This window comes from Paraburkholderia sp. Ac-20342 (assembly GCF_017104985.1).
Taxonomy (GTDB): Bacteria; Pseudomonadota; Gammaproteobacteria; order Burkholderiales; family Burkholderiaceae; genus Paraburkholderia.
In genome coordinates, this window is the sequence record NZ_JAAGPQ010000121.1 from 1 (window position 1) to 18,942 (window position 18,942).

At 63.3% G+C, this 18,942-nt stretch carries 16 protein-coding genes, 1 pseudogene and 1 riboswitch; of the genes and pseudogenes, 11 read left to right on the forward strand and 6 right to left on the reverse strand.

Translation table 11 applies throughout. From position 1 onward, the window contains the following. On the forward strand, positions 1-804 hold an 804-nt coding region (locus tag G3N58_RS30780), incomplete at its 5' end, for a flagellar hook-length control protein FliK (protein ID WP_206001077.1). Positions 805-1,206: 402 nt separating this feature from the next. Here the strand turns inward: G3N58_RS30780 and G3N58_RS30785 are convergent. The 5 genes and pseudogenes from G3N58_RS30785 to G3N58_RS30805 all read right to left on the reverse strand — a co-directional run bounded on the left by G3N58_RS30785 (position 1,207) and on the right by G3N58_RS30805 (position 4,487). Beyond that, the gene (locus G3N58_RS30785) at positions 1,207-1,608 is read right to left on the reverse strand and encodes a DUF1493 family protein (RefSeq protein WP_240162855.1); all 402 of its coding nucleotides are present in this window, start codon (positions 1,606-1,608) and stop codon (positions 1,207-1,209) included. Continuing rightward, a complete protein-coding gene (locus G3N58_RS30790) occupies positions 1,580-2,077 on the reverse strand; it encodes an STM2901 family protein (protein ID WP_206001078.1) in 498 nt (165 codons plus the stop codon). The genes G3N58_RS30785 and G3N58_RS30790 overlap by 29 nt, the downstream gene beginning before the upstream one ends. A gap of 11 nt (positions 2,078-2,088) precedes the next feature. After that, positions 2,089-2,562 (reverse strand): annotated as a pseudogene (locus G3N58_RS30795) (type VI secretion system tube protein Hcp). Next, the gene (locus tag G3N58_RS30800; protein WP_167284426.1) at positions 2,537-2,758 is read right to left on the reverse strand and encodes a hypothetical protein; all 222 of its coding nucleotides are present in this window, start codon (positions 2,756-2,758) and stop codon (positions 2,537-2,539) included. The pseudogene G3N58_RS30795 and the gene G3N58_RS30800 overlap by 26 nt, the downstream one beginning before the upstream one ends. A gap of 310 nt (positions 2,759-3,068) precedes the next feature. After that, positions 3,069-4,487 carry a coniferyl aldehyde dehydrogenase gene (locus tag G3N58_RS30805; RefSeq protein WP_206001079.1) on the reverse strand — a complete coding sequence of 473 codons (1,419 nt, stop codon included), beginning with the start codon at positions 4,485-4,487 and terminating at the stop codon, positions 3,069-3,071. 366 nt (positions 4,488-4,853) lie between these two features. Between G3N58_RS30805 and G3N58_RS30810 the strand changes: the two genes are divergently transcribed. After that, positions 4,854-6,518, forward strand: coding sequence for a GMC family oxidoreductase N-terminal domain-containing protein (locus tag G3N58_RS30810; RefSeq protein ID WP_167284428.1), 1,665 nt, complete (start codon positions 4,854-4,856; stop codon positions 6,516-6,518). Positions 6,519-6,689: 171 nt separating this feature from the next. Here the strand turns inward: G3N58_RS30810 and G3N58_RS30815 are convergent, their stop codons facing one another. Then, positions 6,690-7,658, reverse strand: a complete 969-nt coding sequence (locus G3N58_RS30815; RefSeq protein WP_206001080.1) for a LysR family transcriptional regulator — start codon at positions 7,656-7,658, stop codon at positions 6,690-6,692. A 116-nt stretch (positions 7,659-7,774) separates the two neighbouring features. Continuing rightward, positions 7,775-7,908, forward strand: a riboswitch (S-adenosyl-L-homocysteine riboswitch). Positions 7,909-7,941: 33 nt separating this feature from the next. On the opposite strand from G3N58_RS30815, the gene ahcY reads away from it, so the two are divergent. From ahcY to G3N58_RS30860, 9 genes are all read left to right on the forward strand, one after another. Continuing rightward, the gene (gene ahcY, locus G3N58_RS30820) at positions 7,942-9,360 is read left to right on the forward strand and encodes an adenosylhomocysteinase (RefSeq protein ID WP_206001081.1); all 1,419 of its coding nucleotides are present in this window, start codon (positions 7,942-7,944) and stop codon (positions 9,358-9,360) included. Between the two features lie 201 nt (positions 9,361-9,561). Further along, on the forward strand, positions 9,562-9,915 hold the full coding sequence (locus tag G3N58_RS30825; RefSeq protein ID WP_167047426.1) for a phage holin family protein: 354 nt from the start codon (positions 9,562-9,564) through the stop codon (positions 9,913-9,915). 11 nt (positions 9,916-9,926) lie between these two features. Beyond that, positions 9,927-10,757, forward strand: a complete 831-nt coding sequence (gene metF / locus G3N58_RS30830; protein WP_167047429.1) for a methylenetetrahydrofolate reductase [NAD(P)H] — start codon at positions 9,927-9,929, stop codon at positions 10,755-10,757. Positions 10,758-11,094: 337 nt separating this feature from the next. Continuing rightward, positions 11,095-12,753, forward strand: a complete 1,659-nt coding sequence (locus G3N58_RS30835; RefSeq protein WP_206001082.1) for an ABC transporter substrate-binding protein — start codon at positions 11,095-11,097, stop codon at positions 12,751-12,753. A gap of 205 nt (positions 12,754-12,958) precedes the next feature. Continuing rightward, on the forward strand, positions 12,959-14,590 hold the full coding sequence (locus G3N58_RS30840; protein WP_206001083.1) for an ABC transporter substrate-binding protein: 1,632 nt from the start codon (positions 12,959-12,961) through the stop codon (positions 14,588-14,590). A 125-nt stretch (positions 14,591-14,715) separates the two neighbouring features. After that, positions 14,716-15,726, forward strand: a complete 1,011-nt coding sequence (locus tag G3N58_RS30845) for an ABC transporter permease subunit (RefSeq protein ID WP_167047438.1) — start codon at positions 14,716-14,718, stop codon at positions 15,724-15,726. A 6-nt stretch (positions 15,727-15,732) separates the two neighbouring features. Then, entirely contained in the window at positions 15,733-16,650 is a 918-nt protein-coding gene (locus tag G3N58_RS30850; protein WP_167047441.1) for an ABC transporter permease subunit, read from the forward strand. A gap of 2 nt (positions 16,651-16,652) precedes the next feature. Further along, positions 16,653-17,657, forward strand: coding sequence for an ABC transporter ATP-binding protein (locus G3N58_RS30855; RefSeq protein ID WP_167284431.1), 1,005 nt, complete (start codon positions 16,653-16,655; stop codon positions 17,655-17,657). Beyond that, positions 17,654-18,673 (forward strand): peptide ABC transporter ATP-binding protein, encoded by a 1,020-nt coding sequence (locus G3N58_RS30860; protein ID WP_167047447.1) that lies wholly within the window; start codon positions 17,654-17,656, stop codon positions 18,671-18,673. The genes G3N58_RS30855 and G3N58_RS30860 overlap by 4 nt, the downstream gene beginning before the upstream one ends. The last annotated feature ends 269 nt before the right edge of the window (positions 18,674-18,942 follow it).

Sequence of the window (18,942 nt, forward strand, 5' to 3'; positions counted from 1 at the left end):
GGCAGCCTCACGGGCGCGACGGCCGGCTCGAACGGCGCGTCATGGGGCAAGCCGCTCGCAAACGGCCTCTTCGGCGACGGCAAGGGCTTGGGCGCGAGCCATGCCGCATCGACGGGCGCCGCCGCGACCGCGCTGAGCGATCCGGCGACAGCGAAGTCGGCCGCCGATGCCTTGACCGCGGCTGCATCCAGCAGCGCGCAGGCTGACAATCTCGCGACGGCGCGCAACGAGGCCGATGCGTCGAGTGCCGCGCTTGCCGCGCTTGCCGCGACGCAGGCGGCGGCCAATGCCGCGAGTACGACGGCCGCGGTGCAGAGCACGGGCAACGCGAGTGCTGCGGCTGCTGCTGCGAATGCGTTGGCGCCGCAGGTCGGCACGAGCGATTGGGAGGAGGCGCTGAGTCAGAAGGTGGTGTTCTTGTCGAATGCGCATTCGCAGAGTGCCGAACTGACGTTGAATCCGAAGGATCTCGGGCCGTTGCAGGTCGTATTGCAGGTGGCCGATAACCATGCGCATGCGCTTTTTGTTTCGCAGCACCAGTCGGTGCGGGAGGCGGTCGAGGCGGCTTTGCCGAAGTTGCGGGAGGCGATGGAGTCCAATGGCATCGGGCTCGGAAGCGCGAGTGTGAGTGATGGGTTTGCCCGGCAGGGCGGCGGACAGCAGAACGCGGGGTCGAGTGGGCGTTCGGGAGGGAAGTCTTCGGGTGGCAGTGGTGGTGGTGCCATTGCCGGGGGCGGGGCGTCTGATAGTGGTGAGGTTGTTGCCGTGCGGCAGGCTGTGGGGTTGGTGGATACGTTTGTGTAGGTTTTTTCGTTGTTCTGGTGGTGTTGCCCCTGTGTGGGGCTGGGCTTTTTTGTCGTTGTTCCTGGGTTTGTTGGCCTTTCCTTGTGTTCATGTCGGTCTATTGGTGCCGCCCCGCACAGGGGAAATTACGAAAAACGACGCTGTATCGCCAGAAGCCTTGTCAGGAAAGACTTTGCGCGAATCGAACGCATGTAGAAAAGACGTTTTTATTTGCGTTCAGGACAATATGCGGACAAGTTCGGCAGGAATCCGGCAGACGCGTTTAGCGGGCTTCTGACGACTTGGCGATGGTTGAAGGGCAACGTATGCCCCGACCCGCGCGAGCGGCACAGCGGGCCGGGATTCAAGCGGTCGGGGTATCGGCGCGTATGGGTGAAGACGTGGTTTTCGGCGCGCCGGTCGTCAGTCGGTATCTTCGTTGGGACGGTCGGACTGCGTGTCCGCCTGTTCCTTCAACCTTTCGCTGTCCCATACGCCGAGGTCAATGGCATGTTGGAGCATTCCTAGCGTTAACTCCTCCTTCGGGAATCGCTTTACTCCACGACGCCGGTCAAGCCATCGCCCAATACACGACAGACCAACCTCAAGCCCTTCCGGACCGAAGTATCGCCCACCGTCATAGTCCCCTGACGCAACGTCGAATTCCCGAAAAAATGCCTCCATGAATTCATCCGCATCAATTCCCGTGACCCCCAAATCTCGCTCAATCTTTGTGGAGAGAATTAACGTGTGCTTTCGCCACAATCCCGCCTGTTTCTCTACAAATTGAAGCAGATTATCCGAGGGTTCCGACTGTTGCATCATTTAATCTGTCCTCCGGTTTTACGATGGTGTTGTAGCGCAAGGTCGTTTTCGTGCTTATCACCACAACATCACAAATACCAATCATCCACCCAATTTCAGGAATAGTCCGACCAACAAAGGCTCCGACGTTATTCGTCCACGATATTTTTAGACTGAAAATTGTCCCTGTAATAGCGGGCAAGTAAGCTTTCTTTAGGCGGATATCAATCAGTTCCCGACAAATAAGTGATGCCACCGATACACCCGGAGTTGCCCCTCTGAATTTCGCACGTGTGCTCAAAAATGGATACCCCAGTATGAGCGACATCACGGCAACAACGTCTTGTGTTCCAAATTGTTTCGCCGCCTCTTCAGTCAATAGGCACAAATAAAGCTCAATCGGGGTTAAATCCTTTAGCGTCCCATAGCTATAAAGATTAATCTGTCTTGGTGGCGCGTCATTGCTTATCAGACTTTCATAGTCGTTCATAGATGCCCCGGTCAGGTCGCCGTGTTCTGCTTCACGTCGATTAGTGCGGTCACCGTGCCTTGACTGCCGCCAGTTACGCCTTGCACCACATACTCTTTCTTCAATCGGGCAAACGACAGCGCAACATGTTCTAGCGCCAATCTGTCTCCAGCCGCCGGTTCCACGTGCGTGATGATTACATCAGACATGGTGTATTTCAGATATTCAAGCGGCAAACCACCAGCTTTGCGCATGGTCAACACCACTTTTAGAATATGTTTTCCCTGAAAGCAGTAGCTCGCAAGATTGGGGCTTGCCCGGTCAATCGTATGCGTAAAGTTCAAATCCGAAACCGAAGCCTTTGCCGCCCCACCACCTGAACCAGAATGCATACTGGACTTCTGCGTAACGTTTCAGTTCCAGCCAAGAACCTCAATTTCATCAGGGTGTGTCGCATCTTGCGATTCGCCCGCAATACCGTCAATTTTGAGAAAAATATCTGCCATTGCGATTCCAGTTATGGTTTGGGGCTTCCAGCGTACCCCTTATTCCCATTCGGATTTGCAAAACACTGTCAAGAGTTTGCGCCCCCTCAATCTTGGCCCGTGCCATGATGGCGCGGCCACGATATTCCTTCGCGGCAGTCGTGTTCAGGGCGCGCATGAACGCGCGGTCGATTTTGTGTTTCTGGTGGTTTGCCATTGCGTGTTCCCTTTGGACAATGCACGCCGTGAACGGCTATGCACTACGCGACGCATCATGAACAGTAACTCATTGATTTTCAATGGGTTTGTGTGCTCAATGATACGTCAACGCACGCTATGAACAAGCAAAATCGCCCGCACAGGGGCAACGCCAATAGACCGGCATGAAAACAAGGAAAGGCCAACACCGCAGAGAACAAAGACAAAGAAGCCCCGCACAGGGCCAACACCAATACCCCGACAAGAAAACAAAGAAAGGCCAACAAAACCAGAACAACGACAAAAAAGCCCAGCCCTGCACAGGGCCCCTACCCCTTCATCATTAACTTCAACAAAACCTCCACCCGCCTCCCATAAGGCGGCGCAATCCACCCTCGCGCGTTGAACCGCGCCTGCGTCAACACCGGCTTCATCTTCGAGAAAGTCACAAACCCCTCATAACCGTGATACGCCCCCATGCCGCTCGCGCCCACCCCGCCGAACGGCAAACTCTCACACGCGAGATGCATCAGCGTTTCGTTCACCGCCATCCCGCCCGCGATCGTCTCATGCGTCACGCGCTCGATCGTGCCCGTATCGTCGGCATAGAGATAAAGCGCGAGCGGCCGCGGCCGCGCATTGATCCACGCGATCGCGTCGTCGAGCGTGTCGTATGGCACCAGCGGCAGCAGCGGCCCGAAAATCTCCTCCTGCATCAGCGCGCATTCGTCCGGCGCGCCCGTCACCGCGATCAACGGAAAACGCCGGCTCCCGGCATCGGGCACCGCGTCGGTCAGCGCATGCAGTTGCGCGCCGGCAGCCTGCGCTTCGTCGGCGAGACGTTCGAGCCGCTCGAAGTGACTCGCCGATATGATCGACGTGTAATCAGGATTCCGGATGAAGTCGGGGTACATCTTCGCCATGCGCACGCGCGCCCGCTCGATGAACGCCTGCTCCTTGCCGCGCGGCACCAGCACGTAGTCGGGCGCGATGCAGGTCTGACCCGCGTTGAGCGTCTTGCCGGCGACGAGGTTGTCGACCGCGTTGTCGAAGCGCGCCTGCGCGCCGATGATCGCCGGCGACTTGCCGCCGAGTTCGAGCGTGACCGGCGTCAGATGCTCGGCCGCCGCGCGCATCACCTCGTGGCCGACCTTCGTCGAACCGGTGAAGAGCAGATGATCGAACGGCTGCGCGCTGAACGCGGCGGCAAGCGCCGCGTCGCCGTTGACGACCGCGACGTGATTGCGCGCGAAGGTCTGACCGATCAACTGCTCGAATAGCGCCGAGGTGCGCGGCGTGAGTTCGGACATCTTGATGATCGCGCGATTGCCGGCCGTCAGTGCGCTGATCAGCGGCCCGACCGCGAGCAGCACCGGATAATTCCACGGCACGATGATGCCCACCACGCCGAGCGGCTGCGGCACCACCTTCGCGCGCGCGGGCAGCAGCCACTTGTTGGTGCTGCGGCGCTGCGCTTTCATCCAGCGCTTGCCGTGGCGCAGCGCGGCATCGATCTCTTCCTTCACGAGCAGGAATTCGGCGAGCAGCACTTCCTGCTTTGAGCGATTGCCGAAGTCGGCATGCATCGCCTCGGCGAGCGCGTCGCGATGGTCGAGCATGAGCTTGCGCAGCGCACGCAGATGCGCCGCGCGCGCGTCCCACGACGGATACGGCTCGCGCAGATACGCGTGACGCTGATCGCGCAGCAGCGCTTCGAGCGCGGCGACCTCCGGCAGATCGTTTTTCATCCGAGTCCACTCCCTGATCGATGACGGTGCGCGTGGGCCGCGCTGATGAGTTTGCTGGTTCGCTGGCACTGGTCGGCCATGCATCTGTTTGATCGCTACGTGCGACGCCGCGTGCGAGGGGGATGGCGCGCACCGCGTCATGTTTGAATGCCTGGCGCGGCCGGCTTGTGGCCGGTTGGCGGCCGCGTATGCATGCCGCGCGCGTCGTTCATCATAGGGGCGCGACGGTACCGGCGTTTAGAGGAATCGCTCTGTCCCGAAGCCGCCGCAGCCTCCGCAACGCTCCCTACAATGCGCAGAAAACACACGTAGACAACTGTGCACGAGACAGGGTCCGCGCGCCACGCGGTCCATCAGGAGGAGCGCATGCAATATGACTACATCATCGTCGGGGCGGGCTCGGGTGGTTGCTCGCTCGCGAGCCGGCTCGCGGATAGCTGCCCCGATGCGACCATCGCGCTGATCGAAGCCGGTCCGCACACCGGGCGCAATCTGCTCGTGAACATGCCTGTGGGCGTCGCGGCCGTGGTGCCGAACCGGCTCAAGACCAACTACGGCTATCTGACCACGCCGCAGCCGGGGCTCGCCGGGCGGCGCGGTTATCAGCCGCGCGGACGCGGCTTCGGCGGATCGAGTGCGATCAACGCGATGATCTACACGCGCGGCCATCCGCTCGATTACGACGAATGGGCGCAGCTCGGCTGCGCGGGCTGGTCATGGGCCGACGTGCTGCCGTATTTTCGCCGCGCCGAAGGCAACGAGCGCGGCGCCGATGCATGGCACGGCGACACGGGGCCGCTGAGCGTATCCGATCTGCGCTTCCAGAATCCGTTTTCGAAACGCTTCGTGCAGGCCGCGCTCGAAGCGGGCTACAAACCGAATCGCGATTTCAACGGCGCGGACCAGGAAGGTATCGGCTTCTATCAGGTGACGCAGCGCGACGGCCGTCGTTGCAGCGTGGCGCGTGCCTATATCTACGACCGGCCGCGCGCGAATCTGCACATGATCGCCGATGCGACCGTGCTGCGCGTCGTCTTCGACGGCAAGCGCGCGAGCGGCGTCGAAATCGTGCGCGGCGGCCGCACCGAAACGCTCGAAGCGCGCGCCGAGGTCGTGCTTGCCGCGGGCGCGTTCAATTCGCCGCAACTGTTGATGTGCTCGGGCATCGGGCCGGCCGCGCAATTGCGCTCGCTCGGCATCGACGTATTGCACGATGCGCCGGACGTCGGCCGCAACCTCATCGATCATGTCGATTTCACGATCAACAAGCGCACGAAGTCGATCGAGCCAACCGGCTTCTCGGTGCGCGGCATCGCGCGGATGCTGCCGCAATTCGTCACGTTCATGCGGCATGGGCGCGGCATGCTGTCGAGCAATGTGGCCGAGGCCGGCGGCTTTCTGAAGAGCCGGCCGACGCTCGAACGGCCCGATCTGCAACTGCATTTCTGCGCCGCGCTCGTCGACGATCACAATCGCCACATGCATTGGGGCCACGGCTATTCGCTGCACGTGTGCGTGCTGCGTCCGCATAGCCGCGGCACGGTCACGCTCGCGAGCGCCGATGCGCGCGTCGCGCCGCTGATCGATCCGTGCTTCCTCGGCGATACGCGCGATCTCGATCTGCTCGTCGACGGCGTGAAGATGGCGCGGCGCATTCTCGATGCGCCATCGCTCGCGCTGTATGGCGGTCAGGAGCTGTACACGCGGCCGGGGCAATCGGATGCGGAGTTGCGTCAGACTATCGCGAGGCATGCCGACACGATCTATCACCCGGTCGCGACGTGCCGCATGGGCGGCGACGCGCGCTCGGTCGTCGATCCGCAATTGCGCGTGCGGGGCGTGAGCGGATTGCGGATCGTCGATGCATCGGTGATGCCGACGCTGATCGGCGGCAACACCAATGCGCCGACGGTGATGATCGGCGAGCGCGCGGCCGAGTTGATCGCGGCGAGCCGGCGGGAAGGGGAGGGCGCGCTGCGGGCCGTGAGCGGCGTGGGTAGCGTGAGTGGCGTGGCGGCGCGCGCGGCGTGAGGTGATGTGATGTGAGGTGAGGTGATGTGACGTGACGTGACGTGAGGCTGACGAGGTGATGGCGAAAGGTTCGAGAGCACCACGGCAACCGATGCGCAGCGACGCAAACGCCTGGCCAAACTAAGGAGCTAACCAACTAACGCGCCACGCATCCAGGCCTTCCACCGCACGTCATTCGGCAGCAGACGTTGACGCGCCACCCGCCGTCGCAATTCCGTTCAAGCCAATCCCCGGCCCGAGCATGAAGTCATCGTTGACCTGTGCCGGCAGCGTTTCGCGCGCGAGGTCGAGCCACGCGCGCGCCGCATGCGACAGATAGCCGTTGCGGCGCCAGCCGATCGCCATTTCCCACGGAATCTCCGGCTCGACGACCGGCAGGCAGGTGAACTGCGCGGGATCGAGCCGCCGGCAATACGGCGCGGGCAGGAGCGCGATGCCGACCCCGGCGAGCACCAGCGCCGCCATGAAATCCCAGTGCCCGCTGCGCCCGACGATCGCCGGTGCGAAACCGGCCGCGCGGCACGCGTTGAGCACGACGTCGTTGAGCGCGAGGCTCTCGCCATAGAACACGAACGGCTCGTTCGCGAGCTGCGCGAGCGGCACTGCGCGCAGGGCATCCCAACGCGAGCCGGTGCGCGCGACGAGCCAGAGCAACTGACGCGAGATCGGCAGTACGTCGATGTGTTCTGGATCGACCGGTTGCAGCACACCGCCCAATTCGAGCTCGCCATCGATCAGCGCCGCTTCGATCGCGCGCGAACCCTGCTCGAACAGCTTCAGTTCGATCTTCGGATAGCGCTGGCGGAACGCGGCAATCGCCGGCGTGAACAGCGCACCGCCCATCGGCGGGATGCCGATCGTCAGTTCGCCACGCCCGAGCGTGTCGAGATCGTTGAGTTCGGATTGCAACTGCGCATGCGCGGCCAGCACGTCCTGGCCGCGCTGATAGACGATCCGGCCGGCGTCGGTGAGCACCATCTGGCGGCCGTCGCGCAGCAGAAGCGGCGAGCCGATCTCGTCTTCCAGCGACTTGACCATCTTGCTGATGGTCGGCTGCGTGACGAACATCTGCTCGGCGGCCACGGTGAAGCTCTGCTGTCGGACCACTTCGACGAAATAGCGCAGCGCACGCAGCTCCATGATCCTGTCTCCAGATTCCAGATCGGAATGATTCGGGCGATTGTAAGTCATGGCATTGATGGCGCGACGGCGTCTGTCATGCCAGATGCCATGCCGATTTGCTACAATCGCCGTTCGTCTTCGAGGAGCGTTGCGACGGGTACCGCGAATCCCTATTCGCCGGTCGCCCGCCAGGCTCGAAGGCTTCAATCGGAGGGCCGGATGCGCGTTGCGCGATCCCATCCCCCGCATCGAACCGCGCTCACGTCACATTTCTAGTCAATTTCTTAGAAAGGAGGGCGTGATGAACGCCGCAGTCATCGATTCCCAGAACCAGGATTACCTCGTTGCCGACATGTCGCTGGCCGACTGGGGCCGCAAGGAACTCACGATTGCCGAGACCGAAATGCCCGGCCTCATGCAAACGCGTGAAGAATACAAGGCGCAGCAGTCGCTGAAGGGCGCGCGCATCGCAGGTTCGCTGCACATGACGATCCAGACCGGCGTGCTGATCGAGACGCTGACCGCGCTCGGCGCCGACGTGCGCTGGGCTTCGTGCAACATCTTCTCGACCCAGGATCACGCCGCCGCCGCGATCGCCCAGGCCGGCACGCCGGTGTTCGCGTTCAAGGGCGAATCGCTCGACGAATACTGGGAGTTCTCGCACCGCATCTTCGAATGGCCGAACGGCGAGTTCGCCAACATGATCCTCGACGACGGCGGCGACGCAACGCTCCTGCTGATCCTCGGCTCGAAGGCCGAGAAAGACCGCTCGGTGATCGCGAAGCCGACCAACGAGGAAGAAGTCGCACTGTACAAGTCGATCGCGACGCACCTCGATGCCGATCCGGCGTGGTACTCGAAGCGCCTCGCGCACATCAAGGGCGTCACCGAGGAAACCACCACCGGCGTGCACCGTCTGTACCAGATGGAGAAGGAAGGCCGCCTGCCGTTCCCGGCGATCAACGTCAACGACTCGGTCACGAAGTCGAAGTTCGACAACCTGTACGGCTGCCGCGAGTCGCTCGTCGACGGCATCAAGCGCGCGACCGACGTGATGATCGCGGGCAAGATCGCGGTCGTGGCCGGTTACGGCGACGTGGGCAAGGGCTGCGCGCAATCGCTGCGCGGTCTCGGCGCCACCGTGTGGGTGACCGAAATCGATCCGATCTGCGCATTGCAGGCGGCGATGGAAGGCTACCGCGTCGTGACGATGGAATACGCGGCCGACAAGGCCGACATCTTCGTGACAGCCACCGGCAACTACCACGTGCTGAACCACGATCACCTGAAGGCGATGCGCCATAACGCGATCGTCTGCAACATCGGCCACTTCGACTCGGAAATCGACGTTGCGTCGACTCGCCAGTACCAGTGGGAAAACATCAAGCCGCAAGTCGACCACATCATTTTCCCGGACGGCAAGCGCGTGATCCTGCTGGCCGAAGGCCGCCTCGTGAACCTCGGCTGCGCGACGGGCCACCCGTCGTTCGTGATGTCGAACTCGTTCACGAACCAGACGCTCGCGCAGATCGAACTGTTCACGCAGGGCGCGAAGTACGAGAACAAGGTGTACGTGCTGCCGAAGCATCTCGACGAGAAGGTCGCACGTCTGCACCTCGCGCGCATCGGCGCGAACCTGACCGTGCTGTCCGACGAGCAGGCCGGCTACATCGGCGTCGACAAGAACGGTCCGTTCAAGCCGAACCACTACCGCTATTGAGCACGCGCGCGCACTTCGGTGCGCGCTGGCTCATCGGCACGCGGGCGGCTACGCAGGCGCAACGTCGCCAGGGCGCAAGGGCATCACCGGAACGGGGCGGCGCATCATGCGCCGCTTTGTTCACTCGCCCGGCTCGCCTCTAGCCGTCTTTTTTTCGTTCAACGGACATCCGGCCCACATCCGGCCCACAAGGAGTTCTCCATGACCGTGCTGCTCACCTGGCTCATCAACGCGCTCGCGCTGCTGATCATCACCTACCTCGTCCCGTCGATCCATATCCGCAGCTTCGGCACGGCGCTGATCGTCGCGGTCGTGCTCGGCCTCATCAACGCGGTCCTGCGGCCGGTGCTGATCCTGCTGACGCTGCCGGTCACGATTCTCACGCTCGGGCTCTTCATTCTGGTGGTCAACGCGCTGTGCTTCTGGCTGTGCGCGTCGCTGCTGAAGGGCTTCGAGGTGTCGGGCTTCTGGTCGGCGTTCTTCGGCTCGATCCTGTACAGCATCGTGTCGTGGCTGCTGTCCGCGCTTATCTTCGGCAACCGCAGTCTCGGTTGACCCACTGAATCATGAATCCGATCGAACTCTCATTCGAATTCTTTCCGCCGAAAACCCAGGACGGCCTCGACAAGCTGCGTGCGACGCGCGCGCAACTCGTGCCGTTCAAACCCAAGTTCGTGTCCGTGACGTTCGGCGCGGGCGGCTCGACGCAACAGGGCACGCTCGACACCGTCATCGAGATGGCGAAGGAAGGCCTCGAGGCCGCGCCGCATCTGTCGTGCGTCGGCTCGTCGAAGGACAACCTGCGCGCGATCCTCAACGAGTACCGCGCGCACGGCATCCGCCATATCGTCGCGCTGCGCGGCGACCTGCCCTCGGGCATGGGCTCGGTCGGCGAGCTGCGCTATGCGTCGGAACTCGTCAGCTTCATTCGCGCCGAGTTCGGCGACTGGTTCTGGATCGAGGTGGCCGGCTATCCGGAATACCATCCGCAGGCGCGCTCGCCGCGTCACGATCTCGAAAACTTCGCGCGCAAGGTGAAGGCCGGCGCGAACTCCGCGATCACGCAGTACTTCTTCAACGCGGACGCGTACTTCCGTTTCGTCGACGATGCGAGGAAGCTCGGCGTCGACGTGCCGATCGTGCCGGGCATCATGCCGATCACGAACTTCTCGCAGCTGATGCGCTTCTCCGAAATGTGCGGCGCCGAAGTGCCGCGCTGGGTTGCTCGCCGGCTCGAGAGTTTCGGCGACGATCGCGAGTCGATCCGCGCGTTCGGGCTCGACGTGGTGACGAACCTGTGCCAGCGCCTCGTCGATGCGAAGGTGCCGGGTCTGCACTTCTACACGCTGAACGCCGCCGCTGCCACCCGGGCGATCTGCGAGCGGCTCGGCGCCTGAGCGCGGGACTGGCGCCCGCGGGCCGTCCCCGCGGGCCGTCGTCCGCGAGCGTAACCGTCCCGAGCGCACGGCCAACCCATCAGCTTCCGCGCGGCCGCAATGGTCGCGCGGCTTCGCGCCGTCCTTTCCTCGTCGGCCTTGAAGGCGTCTCGCGCCAGCCGGCCAGCCGTCCGAACCGGCGGTCATGCCATCGCGCTTGCCCCAGGAAAAACCCTCGCGCGAGGTGCGATCGAGGCGGGAATTTGTCGCCAACAGCGTGGTAAGTACCTGTTGAAGCTCGATTTTGTGCTGTCTATGATCGAAAAACGCAGCCACCCAGGCTACTGCGGAGGACGATATGACAGTGACAAGAAAGACTGCGGCACAACGATGGTTGACGCTTCACGAGTTCTGCCTTCCCGCTCTCGCCGCATGCGCGCTCGCCACGGCCAGCCTCGCGCCTGCCTCGACCGAGGCGGCCACGCTGCCCGACAAGACGCTCATCTTCTGCTCGGAAGGCAGTCCGGCCGGCTTCGACACCGCGCAATACACGACCAGCGTCGAATTTACCGCCGGCTCGTACACGGTCTATAACCGGCTCGTCGAATTCGCGCGCGGCAGCACCGACATCGAGCCGGGCCTCGCCGAAAAGTGGGACGTCTCGCCGGACAATCTCACCTACACGTTCCATCTGCGCCACGGCGTCAAATTCCAGACCACCTCGTTCTTCAAGCCGACCCGCGAATTCAACGCGGACGATGTCGTCTTTACCTACGAGCGCATGCTCGATCCCGATAATGCGTTCCGCAAGGCGTATCCGGTCAACTTCCCGTATTTCAACGACCTCGGCCTCGCGAAGAACATCGCGAAGATCGAGAAGGTCGACCCGTACACGGTGCGCTTCACGCTGAAGGAAGTCGACGCGCCGTTCCTGCAGCAGATCGCGATGCCGTTCGCGTCGATCCTGTCGGCCGAATATGCCGACCAGCTGCTGAAGGCGGGCAAGGCGTCCGACATCAACCAGTACCCGGTCGGCACGGGGCCGTTCATCTTCCGCAGCTACACGAAGGACGATACGATCCGCTTCGACGGCAATCCCGACTACTGGAAGCCGGACATCGTGAAGGTCGGCAAGCTGATCTTCTCGATCACGGTCGATCCGGCCGTGCGTCTGCAAAAACTCAAGCGCGGCGAATGCCAGGTGATGAGCTATCCGCGTCCGGCCGATATTGCCGCCGTGAAGGCGGACCCGTCGCTCGCGATGCCGAGCGAAGTCGGCTTCAACCTCGGCTATATCGCCTACAACACGACGAAGAAGCCGCTCGACAACGTGCTCGTGCGCCGCGCGCTCGACATGGCGATCAACAAGAAGGCGATCATCGAGTCGGTGTACCAGGGCGCGGGCCAGCTCGCGACCAACCCGATGCCGCCGACGCAATGGGGCTACGACAAGAATCTGAAGGACGCGCCCTACGACGTCGACAAGGCGAAGGCGCTGCTCAAGCAGGCCGGCTATCCCGATGGCTTCGAGCTGTCGCTATGGGCCATGCCGGTGCAGCGCCCGTATAACCCGAACGCGCGGCTGATGGCGGAAATGCTGCAGGCGGACTGGGCGAAGATCGGCGTCAAGGTGAATATTGGCACGTACGAGTGGGGCGAGTACATCCGTCGCGCGCATGCGGGCGAGCATCAGGCGATGCTGATCGGCTGGACCGGCGACTACGGCGACCCCGACAACTGGCTCGGCGTGTTGCTCGGCTGCGATGCAGTGAACGGCAGCAACTTCTCGAAGTGGTGCTACAAGCCCTATGACGATCTCATCAAGCAGGGCCGCAGCACGACCAACATGGCCGAGCGCACCAAGGCTTATACCGGGGCTCAGGAGATCTTCAAGGACCAGGTGCCGTTCACGCCGATTGCCCACTCCACGGTGTATCAGCCGATCAGCAAGAACGTGACGGGCTTTAAGATCGATCCGTTCGGGCCCACGCAATTCATGGGCGTGGGTTTGAAATAAGCACGGGCGGCGCGTTTTTTGCGCCGTTTTTTGCATCATTGGTTCTGCGAGCCGCGCGCGCCGGGCTGCTCACGCGCGCGGCAAAACGTTTGCCTGAACTGTTTCCTATCGTCAACAGAGGGAATTTCCTCTGCTTGGTGGCCGGCCCAAGCTCAAGTAATATCCCGCTACGCTGGCGCAAGCCGGCCACGATCCTGGAGGAAACATGAAGCAAAACAATCTGTTGCGCGTCGCGCGTTGGACAACGCTCGTCGCTGCCACAGCGGCATCTCTCATCGGCGCGACGTGCGCGCAGGCTGCGGGGATTCCGAACAAGACGCTCGTCTACTGCTCAGAAGGCAGTCCCGCGGGCTTCGATCCGGCGCAGTACACCACGGGCGTCGATTTCACGGCCAACACGTTCACCGTCTATAACCGCCTCGTCGAATTCGAGCGCGGCGGCACCAAGGTCGAGCCCGGCCTCGCCGAAAAATGGGACGTCTCGCCGGACGGCAAGACCTACACGTTCCATCTGCGCCACGGCGTGAAATTCCAGACCACCTCGTTCTTCAAGCCGACGCGCGACTTCAATGCCGACGACGTGATCTTCACGTTCGAGCGCATGCTCGATCCGAACCAGCCGTTCCGCAAGGCGTACCCGGTGCAGTTCCCGTACTTCACCGACATGGGCCTCGACAAGCTGATCACGAAGGTCGAGAAGGTCGACCCGTACACGGTCAAGTTCACGCTGAAGGAAGTCAACGCGCCGTTCATCCAGAACCTGGCGATGGAATACGCATCGATTCTCTCGGCCGAGTACACGGATCAGCTGCTGAAGGCCGGCAAGGCTGCCGACATCAACCAGTACCCGGTCGGCACGGGCCCGTTCATTTTCCGCAGCTACACGAAGGACGCGACGATCCGCTTCGACGGCAATCCCGAGTACTGGAAGCCGAACGCGGTGAAGATCTCGAAGCTGATCTTCTCGATCACGCCGGATGCCGGCGTGCGCGTGCAGAAGATCAAGCGCGACGAATGCCAGGTGATGAGCTATCCGCGCCCGGCCGACATCGCGCCGCTGAAGGCCGAGCCGAACCTCGACATGCCTTCGCAGCCGGGCTTCAACCTCGGCTACCTCGCGTTCAACGTGACGCACAAGCCGGTCGACAAGCTCGAAGTGCGTCAGGCGCTCGACATGGCGATCAACAAGAAGGCGATCATCGAGTCGGTGTATCAGGGCGCGGGCCAGCTCGCGACCAACCCGATGCCGCCGACGCAGTGGTCGTTCGTCAAGAACCTGCCGGCCGCCTCGTACGATCCGGCCAAGGCCAAGGATCTGCTCGCGAAGGCCGGCTACCCGAACGGCTTCGACATCACGCTGTGGGCGATGCCCGTGCAGCGCGCCTACAACCCGAACGCGCGCCTGATGGCGGAAATGATCCAGGCCGACTGGGCCAAGATCGGCGTGAAGGCGAAGATCGTCACGTATGAGTGGGGCGAGTACATCAAGCGCGCGCACGCGGGCGAGGACGACACGATGCTGATCGGCTGGACCGGCGACAACGGCGATCCGGACAACTGGCTCGGCACGCTGCTCGGCTGCGAGGCGATCAACGGCAACAACTTCTCGAAGTGGTGCTACAAGCCGTTCGACGATCTGATCCAGAAGGGCCGCACGACGTCGGACGTGGCGACGCGCACGAAGCTGTACGGCGACGCGCAGCACATCTTCGCGCAGCAATTGCCGTTCTCGCCGATCGCGCACTCGACCGTCTATCAGCCGGTCAGCAAGAAGGTGGTCGACATGCGCATCGAACCGCTCGGCTATGCGCGTTTCGACGGCGTGAGTGTCAAGTAATTCGTAACATTGACGCAGTACGCTTTTCGCACGGTTAGAAAACTGGTCGAAATGGTCCGGCGACCGGGGTCACGAGCCCTCGTCGCCGGTTGCGTTTTTTCATCACAAGACCAAGGGGACGAGCCATGTTCCGTTTCGTTTTGCGCCGTATTGGCATGGTGATACCGACGTTCATCGGCATCACGATCCTCGCGTTCGCGCTGATTCACCTGATTCCGGGCGATCCCATCGAAGTGATGATGGGCGAGCGCGGCGTCGATCCCGCGATGCACGCTGCCGCGATGCACCGCCTCGGGCTCGACGAACCCCTGCCGATGCAGTACGTCCACTACATCGGCCGTGCGCTGCACGGCGACCTCGGCACCTCGATCATCACCAACACGAGCGTGATGGGCGAATTCCTCGCGCGCTTTCCCGCCACCGTCGAACTGTCGATCTGCGCGATGCTGTTCGCGTTGATCGTCGGTCTGCCGGCGGGCGTGTTCGCGGCCTTGCGGCGCGGCACGGTGGTCGATCACGGCGTGATGGGCACCGCGCTGACCGGCTACTCGATGCCGATCTTCTGGTGGGGCTTGATCCTCATCATGGTGTTCTCGGTCAAGCTCGGCTGGACGCCGGTGTCGGGCCGCATCGCGGTCGAATACGACATTCCGCACGTGACCGGCTTCATGCTGATCGACGCGCTGATGTCGACCGACGAAGGCGCGTTCACCTCGGCCGTGAGCCACCTGATCCTGCCGGCGATCGTGCTCGGCACGATTCCGCTCGCGGTCGTCGCGCGCATGACGCGCTCGTCGATGCTCGAAGTGCTGCGCGAGGACTACATCCGCACCGCGCGCGCGAAGGGCTTGTCGCCGGCGCGCGTGATCGTCGTGCATGCGTTGCGCAACGCATTGATTCCGGTCGTGACCGTGATCGGCTTGCAGGTCGGCACGCTGCTTGCTGGCGCGGTGCTGACCGAAACGCTGTTTTCCTGGCCGGGCATCGGCAAATGGCTGATCGACGCGATCGGCCGGCGCGATTATCCGGTCGTGCAGGGCGGCATTCTGCTGATCGCCACGCTGGTGATCGTCGTGAACCTCGTCGTCGATCTGTTGTACGGCGTGCTCAATCCGCGCATTCGCCATACGAGGTAAATCACTATGGCTGACATTCAAAACACCGTTCCCCAATCGGTCGCCCCGCCGAGCGGCCGTGCGCTCGCCGCCCGCGAATTCTGGGCCAACTTCTCGCGCAACCGCGGCGCGGTCGGTGCAGGCATCGTCGTGCTCGTGCTGATCTTCGTCGCGATCTTCGCACCGCTGATCGCGCCGCACAGCCCGATCGAGCAGTATCGCGATTCGGTGAAGATTCCGCCCGCCTGGCTCGACGGCGGCAACTGGAAGTTCATTCTCGGCACCGACGAAGCGGGCCGCGACATCCTCTCGCGTCTGATGTACGGCGCGCGGCTGTCGTTCTGGATCGGCTTCGTGTCGGTCGTGCTCGCGCTGATCCCGGGCATCGTGCTCGGCCTTATCGCCGCGTTCTTCGAGAAGTGGGCCGACACGCCGATCATGCGCATCATGGACGTGCTGCTCGCGCTGCCGTCGCTGCTGCTCGCGGTCGCGGTGGTCGCGATCATCGGTCCCGGTCTCGTCAACACGATGCTCGCGATCGCGATCGTCGCGCTGCCGGGTTACGTGCGTCTCACGCGCGCATCGGCGCAGGGCGAGTTGCAGAAGGAATATGTGACCGCCTCGCGCGTGGCCGGTGCCGGCACCTTGCGGCTGATGTTCTCGCAGGTGCTGCCGAACTGCACGGCGCCTTTGATCGTGCAGGCGACGCTCGGCTTTTCCTCGGCGATTCTCGATGCCGCCGCGCTCGGCTTCCTCGGCCTCGGCGTGCAGCCGCCGTCGGCGGAGTGGGGCGCGATGCTCGCGTCGGCACGCGATTACATCGACAGCGCATGGTGGATCGTCACGATGCCGGGCCTCTCCATCCTGATCTCGGTGCTCGCGATCAACCTGCTCGGCGACGGGCTGCGCGACGCGCTCGACCCCAAACTGAAGCGGATGGCCTGAACATGAATAACCTGCTGACCATCCGCAATCTCGCGGTCAACTTCAGCGGCCTGCCCGCGGTCGACCGCATCAATCTCGACGTCGCGCCCGGCGAAGTGCTCGGCGTGGTCGGCGAATCGGGCTCGGGCAAGAGCGTGACGATGATGGCGCTGATGGGCCTGATCGACGCGCCCGGCAAGGTCACCGCCGACGAAGTCACGTTCGACGGCAAGAACCTGCTGAAGGCCTCGGCGAAGGAGCGCCGCAGGATCATCGGCAAGGACATCGCGATGGTGTTCCAGGACGCGCTGACGAGCCTGAACCCGAGCTACACGGTCGGCTATCAGATCAAGGAAGTGCTGAAGCTGCACGAGGGCCTGCGCGGCGGCGCGCTGGACAAGCGCGCGCTCGAACTGCTCGACCAGGTCGGCATTCCCGATGCGAAGAGCCGCATCGGCGCGTTTCCGCATCAGATGTCGGGCGGCATGAACCAGCGCGTGATGATCGCGATGGCGATCGCCTGCAACCCGAAGCTGCTGATCGCCGACGAGCCGACCACCGCGCTCGACGTGACGATTCAAGCGCAGATCATGGAATTGCTGATGCGCCTGCAGAAGGAACGCGGCATGGCGCTCGTGCTGATTTCGCACGATCTGGCCGTGGTCTCCGAAGTCGCGCAGCGCGTCGCGGTCATGTACGCTGGCGAGGTGATCGAGACGAACCGGGTGCCCGATATTTTCGCGGCGCCTCATCATCCGTACACGGAAGCGCTGCTGGCCGCGATTCCCGAGCACAACGTGGGCGCGGTGCGGCTCGCGGCGTTGCCGGGCATGGTGCCGGGCCGCGACGACCGTCCGAAGGGGTGTCTGTTCGCGCCGCGCTGCAAATACGTGGCCGACGACTGCCTGAAGGCGCGGCCCGCGCTCACGCCGCTGCAAGGTCATGCGGACTTCACGCGCGTGCGTTGCATCAAGCCGCTGAACCTCGACAAGGACGCCAACGTTCACACGCAAGGAGGCGCCCGATGAGCGCAGTACCCGAAACCGGCCGCGAGCCGGATCGTGCCGGCGACCACGTGCTCGTCGCCGATCGGCTCGCGCGCTACTACACGGTCAAGCGCAGCATGTTCGCGTCGGGCACGGTGAAGGCGCTGAACGGCGTCTCGTTCGCGCTCGAACGCGGCAAGACGCTCGCGGTGGTCGGCGAGTCCGGCTGCGGCAAGTCGACGCTCGCGCGCCAGCTGACGATGATCGAAACGCCGAGCGCGGGCCGTCTGCTGATCGACGGCGAGGACGTGGCCGGTGCGAATCACGAGAAGATCGCGGCGCTCAGGCGGCGCGTGCAGATGGTGTTCCAGAACCCGTTCGCCTCGCTCAATCCGCGCAAGACCGTCGAGCAGACGCTCGGCGAGCCGCTCGCGATCAACACGGCCTTGACGGCGACCGAGCGCGCCGAACGCATCGCGCAGATGATGCGCACGGTCGGCCTGCGGCCCGAGCATGCGAAGCGTTATCCGCATATGTTCTCGGGCGGTCAGCGTCAGCGTGTGGCGATTGCGCGCGCGATGATCCTCGATCCGCAGATCGTGGTCGCCGATGAACCGGTGTCCGCGCTCGACGTGTCGATCCAGGCGCAGATCCTGAACCTGTTCATGGACCTGCAGGATCAGTTCAAGACGAGTTATGTGTTCATCTCGCACAACCTCTCGGTGGTCGAGCATATCGCCGACGACGTGATGGTGATGTACTTCGGCGGCGTCGCCGAACTCGGCGACAAGCAGCGCATCTTCTCGAAGCCGCGCCATCCGTACACGCGCGCGCTGATGTCGGCGACGCCGTCGATCTTCGAAGCGGACCGCACGATCAAGATCAAGCTGCAGGGCGAAATGCCTTCGCCGCTCAATCCGCCGTCGGGCTGCACGTTCCATCAGCGCTGCCCGTACGTGATCGACCGTTGCCGCAGCGAGGAGCCCAAGCTGCGCGAGGTGGATGGCCGCCAGGTCTCGTGTCACCGCGCCGAGGAGGTGGGGGACGTGGATGCCTGATGTGGCGGCGGCGCGTCGTCTTGCGCGCCGCTTGCGTGGGGGCGGCCGCGCGGCTGCCTTTTCGCGGCGCTCAGGAGCGCGTGCGCCGGGTGGCGTCGCGCTCGTGGGCGCTTTTTTCTGCGCAGTTTTCTCTACGCTTTTCTCCGCATTTTTCTCGTCGGGGCTCGCGCTGTATCTCGGCGCGGCCGTCCCCCATCTCGCCCACGCGGCCGGCGCGGCGGCCAATGCGCCCGGCCAGGCGGGCCGCCCGTCGATCGCGGTGCCGGCCT

Bases quoted from the DNA above. Each gene is read 5' to 3' on its own strand.
- G3N58_RS30840 (WP_206001083.1), top strand. From the start codon at position 12,959: ATGAAGCAAAACAATCTGTTGCGCGTCGCGCGTTGGACAACGCTCGTC.
- G3N58_RS30855 (WP_167284431.1), top strand. From the start codon at position 16,653: ATGAATAACCTGCTGACCATCCGCAATCTCGCGGTCAACTTCAGCGGC.
- G3N58_RS30790 (WP_206001078.1), bottom strand. From the start codon at position 2,077: ATGAACGACTATGAAAGTCTGATAAGCAATGACGCGCCACCAAGACAG.
- ahcY (WP_206001081.1), top strand. From the start codon at position 7,942: ATGAACGCCGCAGTCATCGATTCCCAGAACCAGGATTACCTCGTTGCC.
- G3N58_RS30800 (WP_167284426.1), bottom strand. From the start codon at position 2,758: ATGGCAAACCACCAGAAACACAAAATCGACCGCGCGTTCATGCGCGCC.
- G3N58_RS30805 (WP_206001079.1), bottom strand. From the start codon at position 4,487: ATGAAAAACGATCTGCCGGAGGTCGCCGCGCTCGAAGCGCTGCTGCGC.
- G3N58_RS30810 (WP_167284428.1), top strand. From the start codon at position 4,854: ATGCAATATGACTACATCATCGTCGGGGCGGGCTCGGGTGGTTGCTCG.
- G3N58_RS30835 (WP_206001082.1), top strand. From the start codon at position 11,095: ATGACAGTGACAAGAAAGACTGCGGCACAACGATGGTTGACGCTTCAC.
- G3N58_RS30785 (WP_240162855.1), bottom strand. From the start codon at position 1,608: ATGATGCAACAGTCGGAACCCTCGGATAATCTGCTTCAATTTGTAGAG.
- G3N58_RS30860 (WP_167047447.1), top strand. From the start codon at position 17,654: ATGAGCGCAGTACCCGAAACCGGCCGCGAGCCGGATCGTGCCGGCGAC.
- G3N58_RS30825 (WP_167047426.1), top strand. From the start codon at position 9,562: ATGACCGTGCTGCTCACCTGGCTCATCAACGCGCTCGCGCTGCTGATC.
- G3N58_RS30850 (WP_167047441.1), top strand. From the start codon at position 15,733: ATGGCTGACATTCAAAACACCGTTCCCCAATCGGTCGCCCCGCCGAGC.
- G3N58_RS30815 (WP_206001080.1), bottom strand. From the start codon at position 7,658: ATGGAGCTGCGTGCGCTGCGCTATTTCGTCGAAGTGGTCCGACAGCAG.
- metF (WP_167047429.1), top strand. From the start codon at position 9,927: ATGAATCCGATCGAACTCTCATTCGAATTCTTTCCGCCGAAAACCCAG.
- G3N58_RS30845 (WP_167047438.1), top strand. From the start codon at position 14,716: ATGTTCCGTTTCGTTTTGCGCCGTATTGGCATGGTGATACCGACGTTC.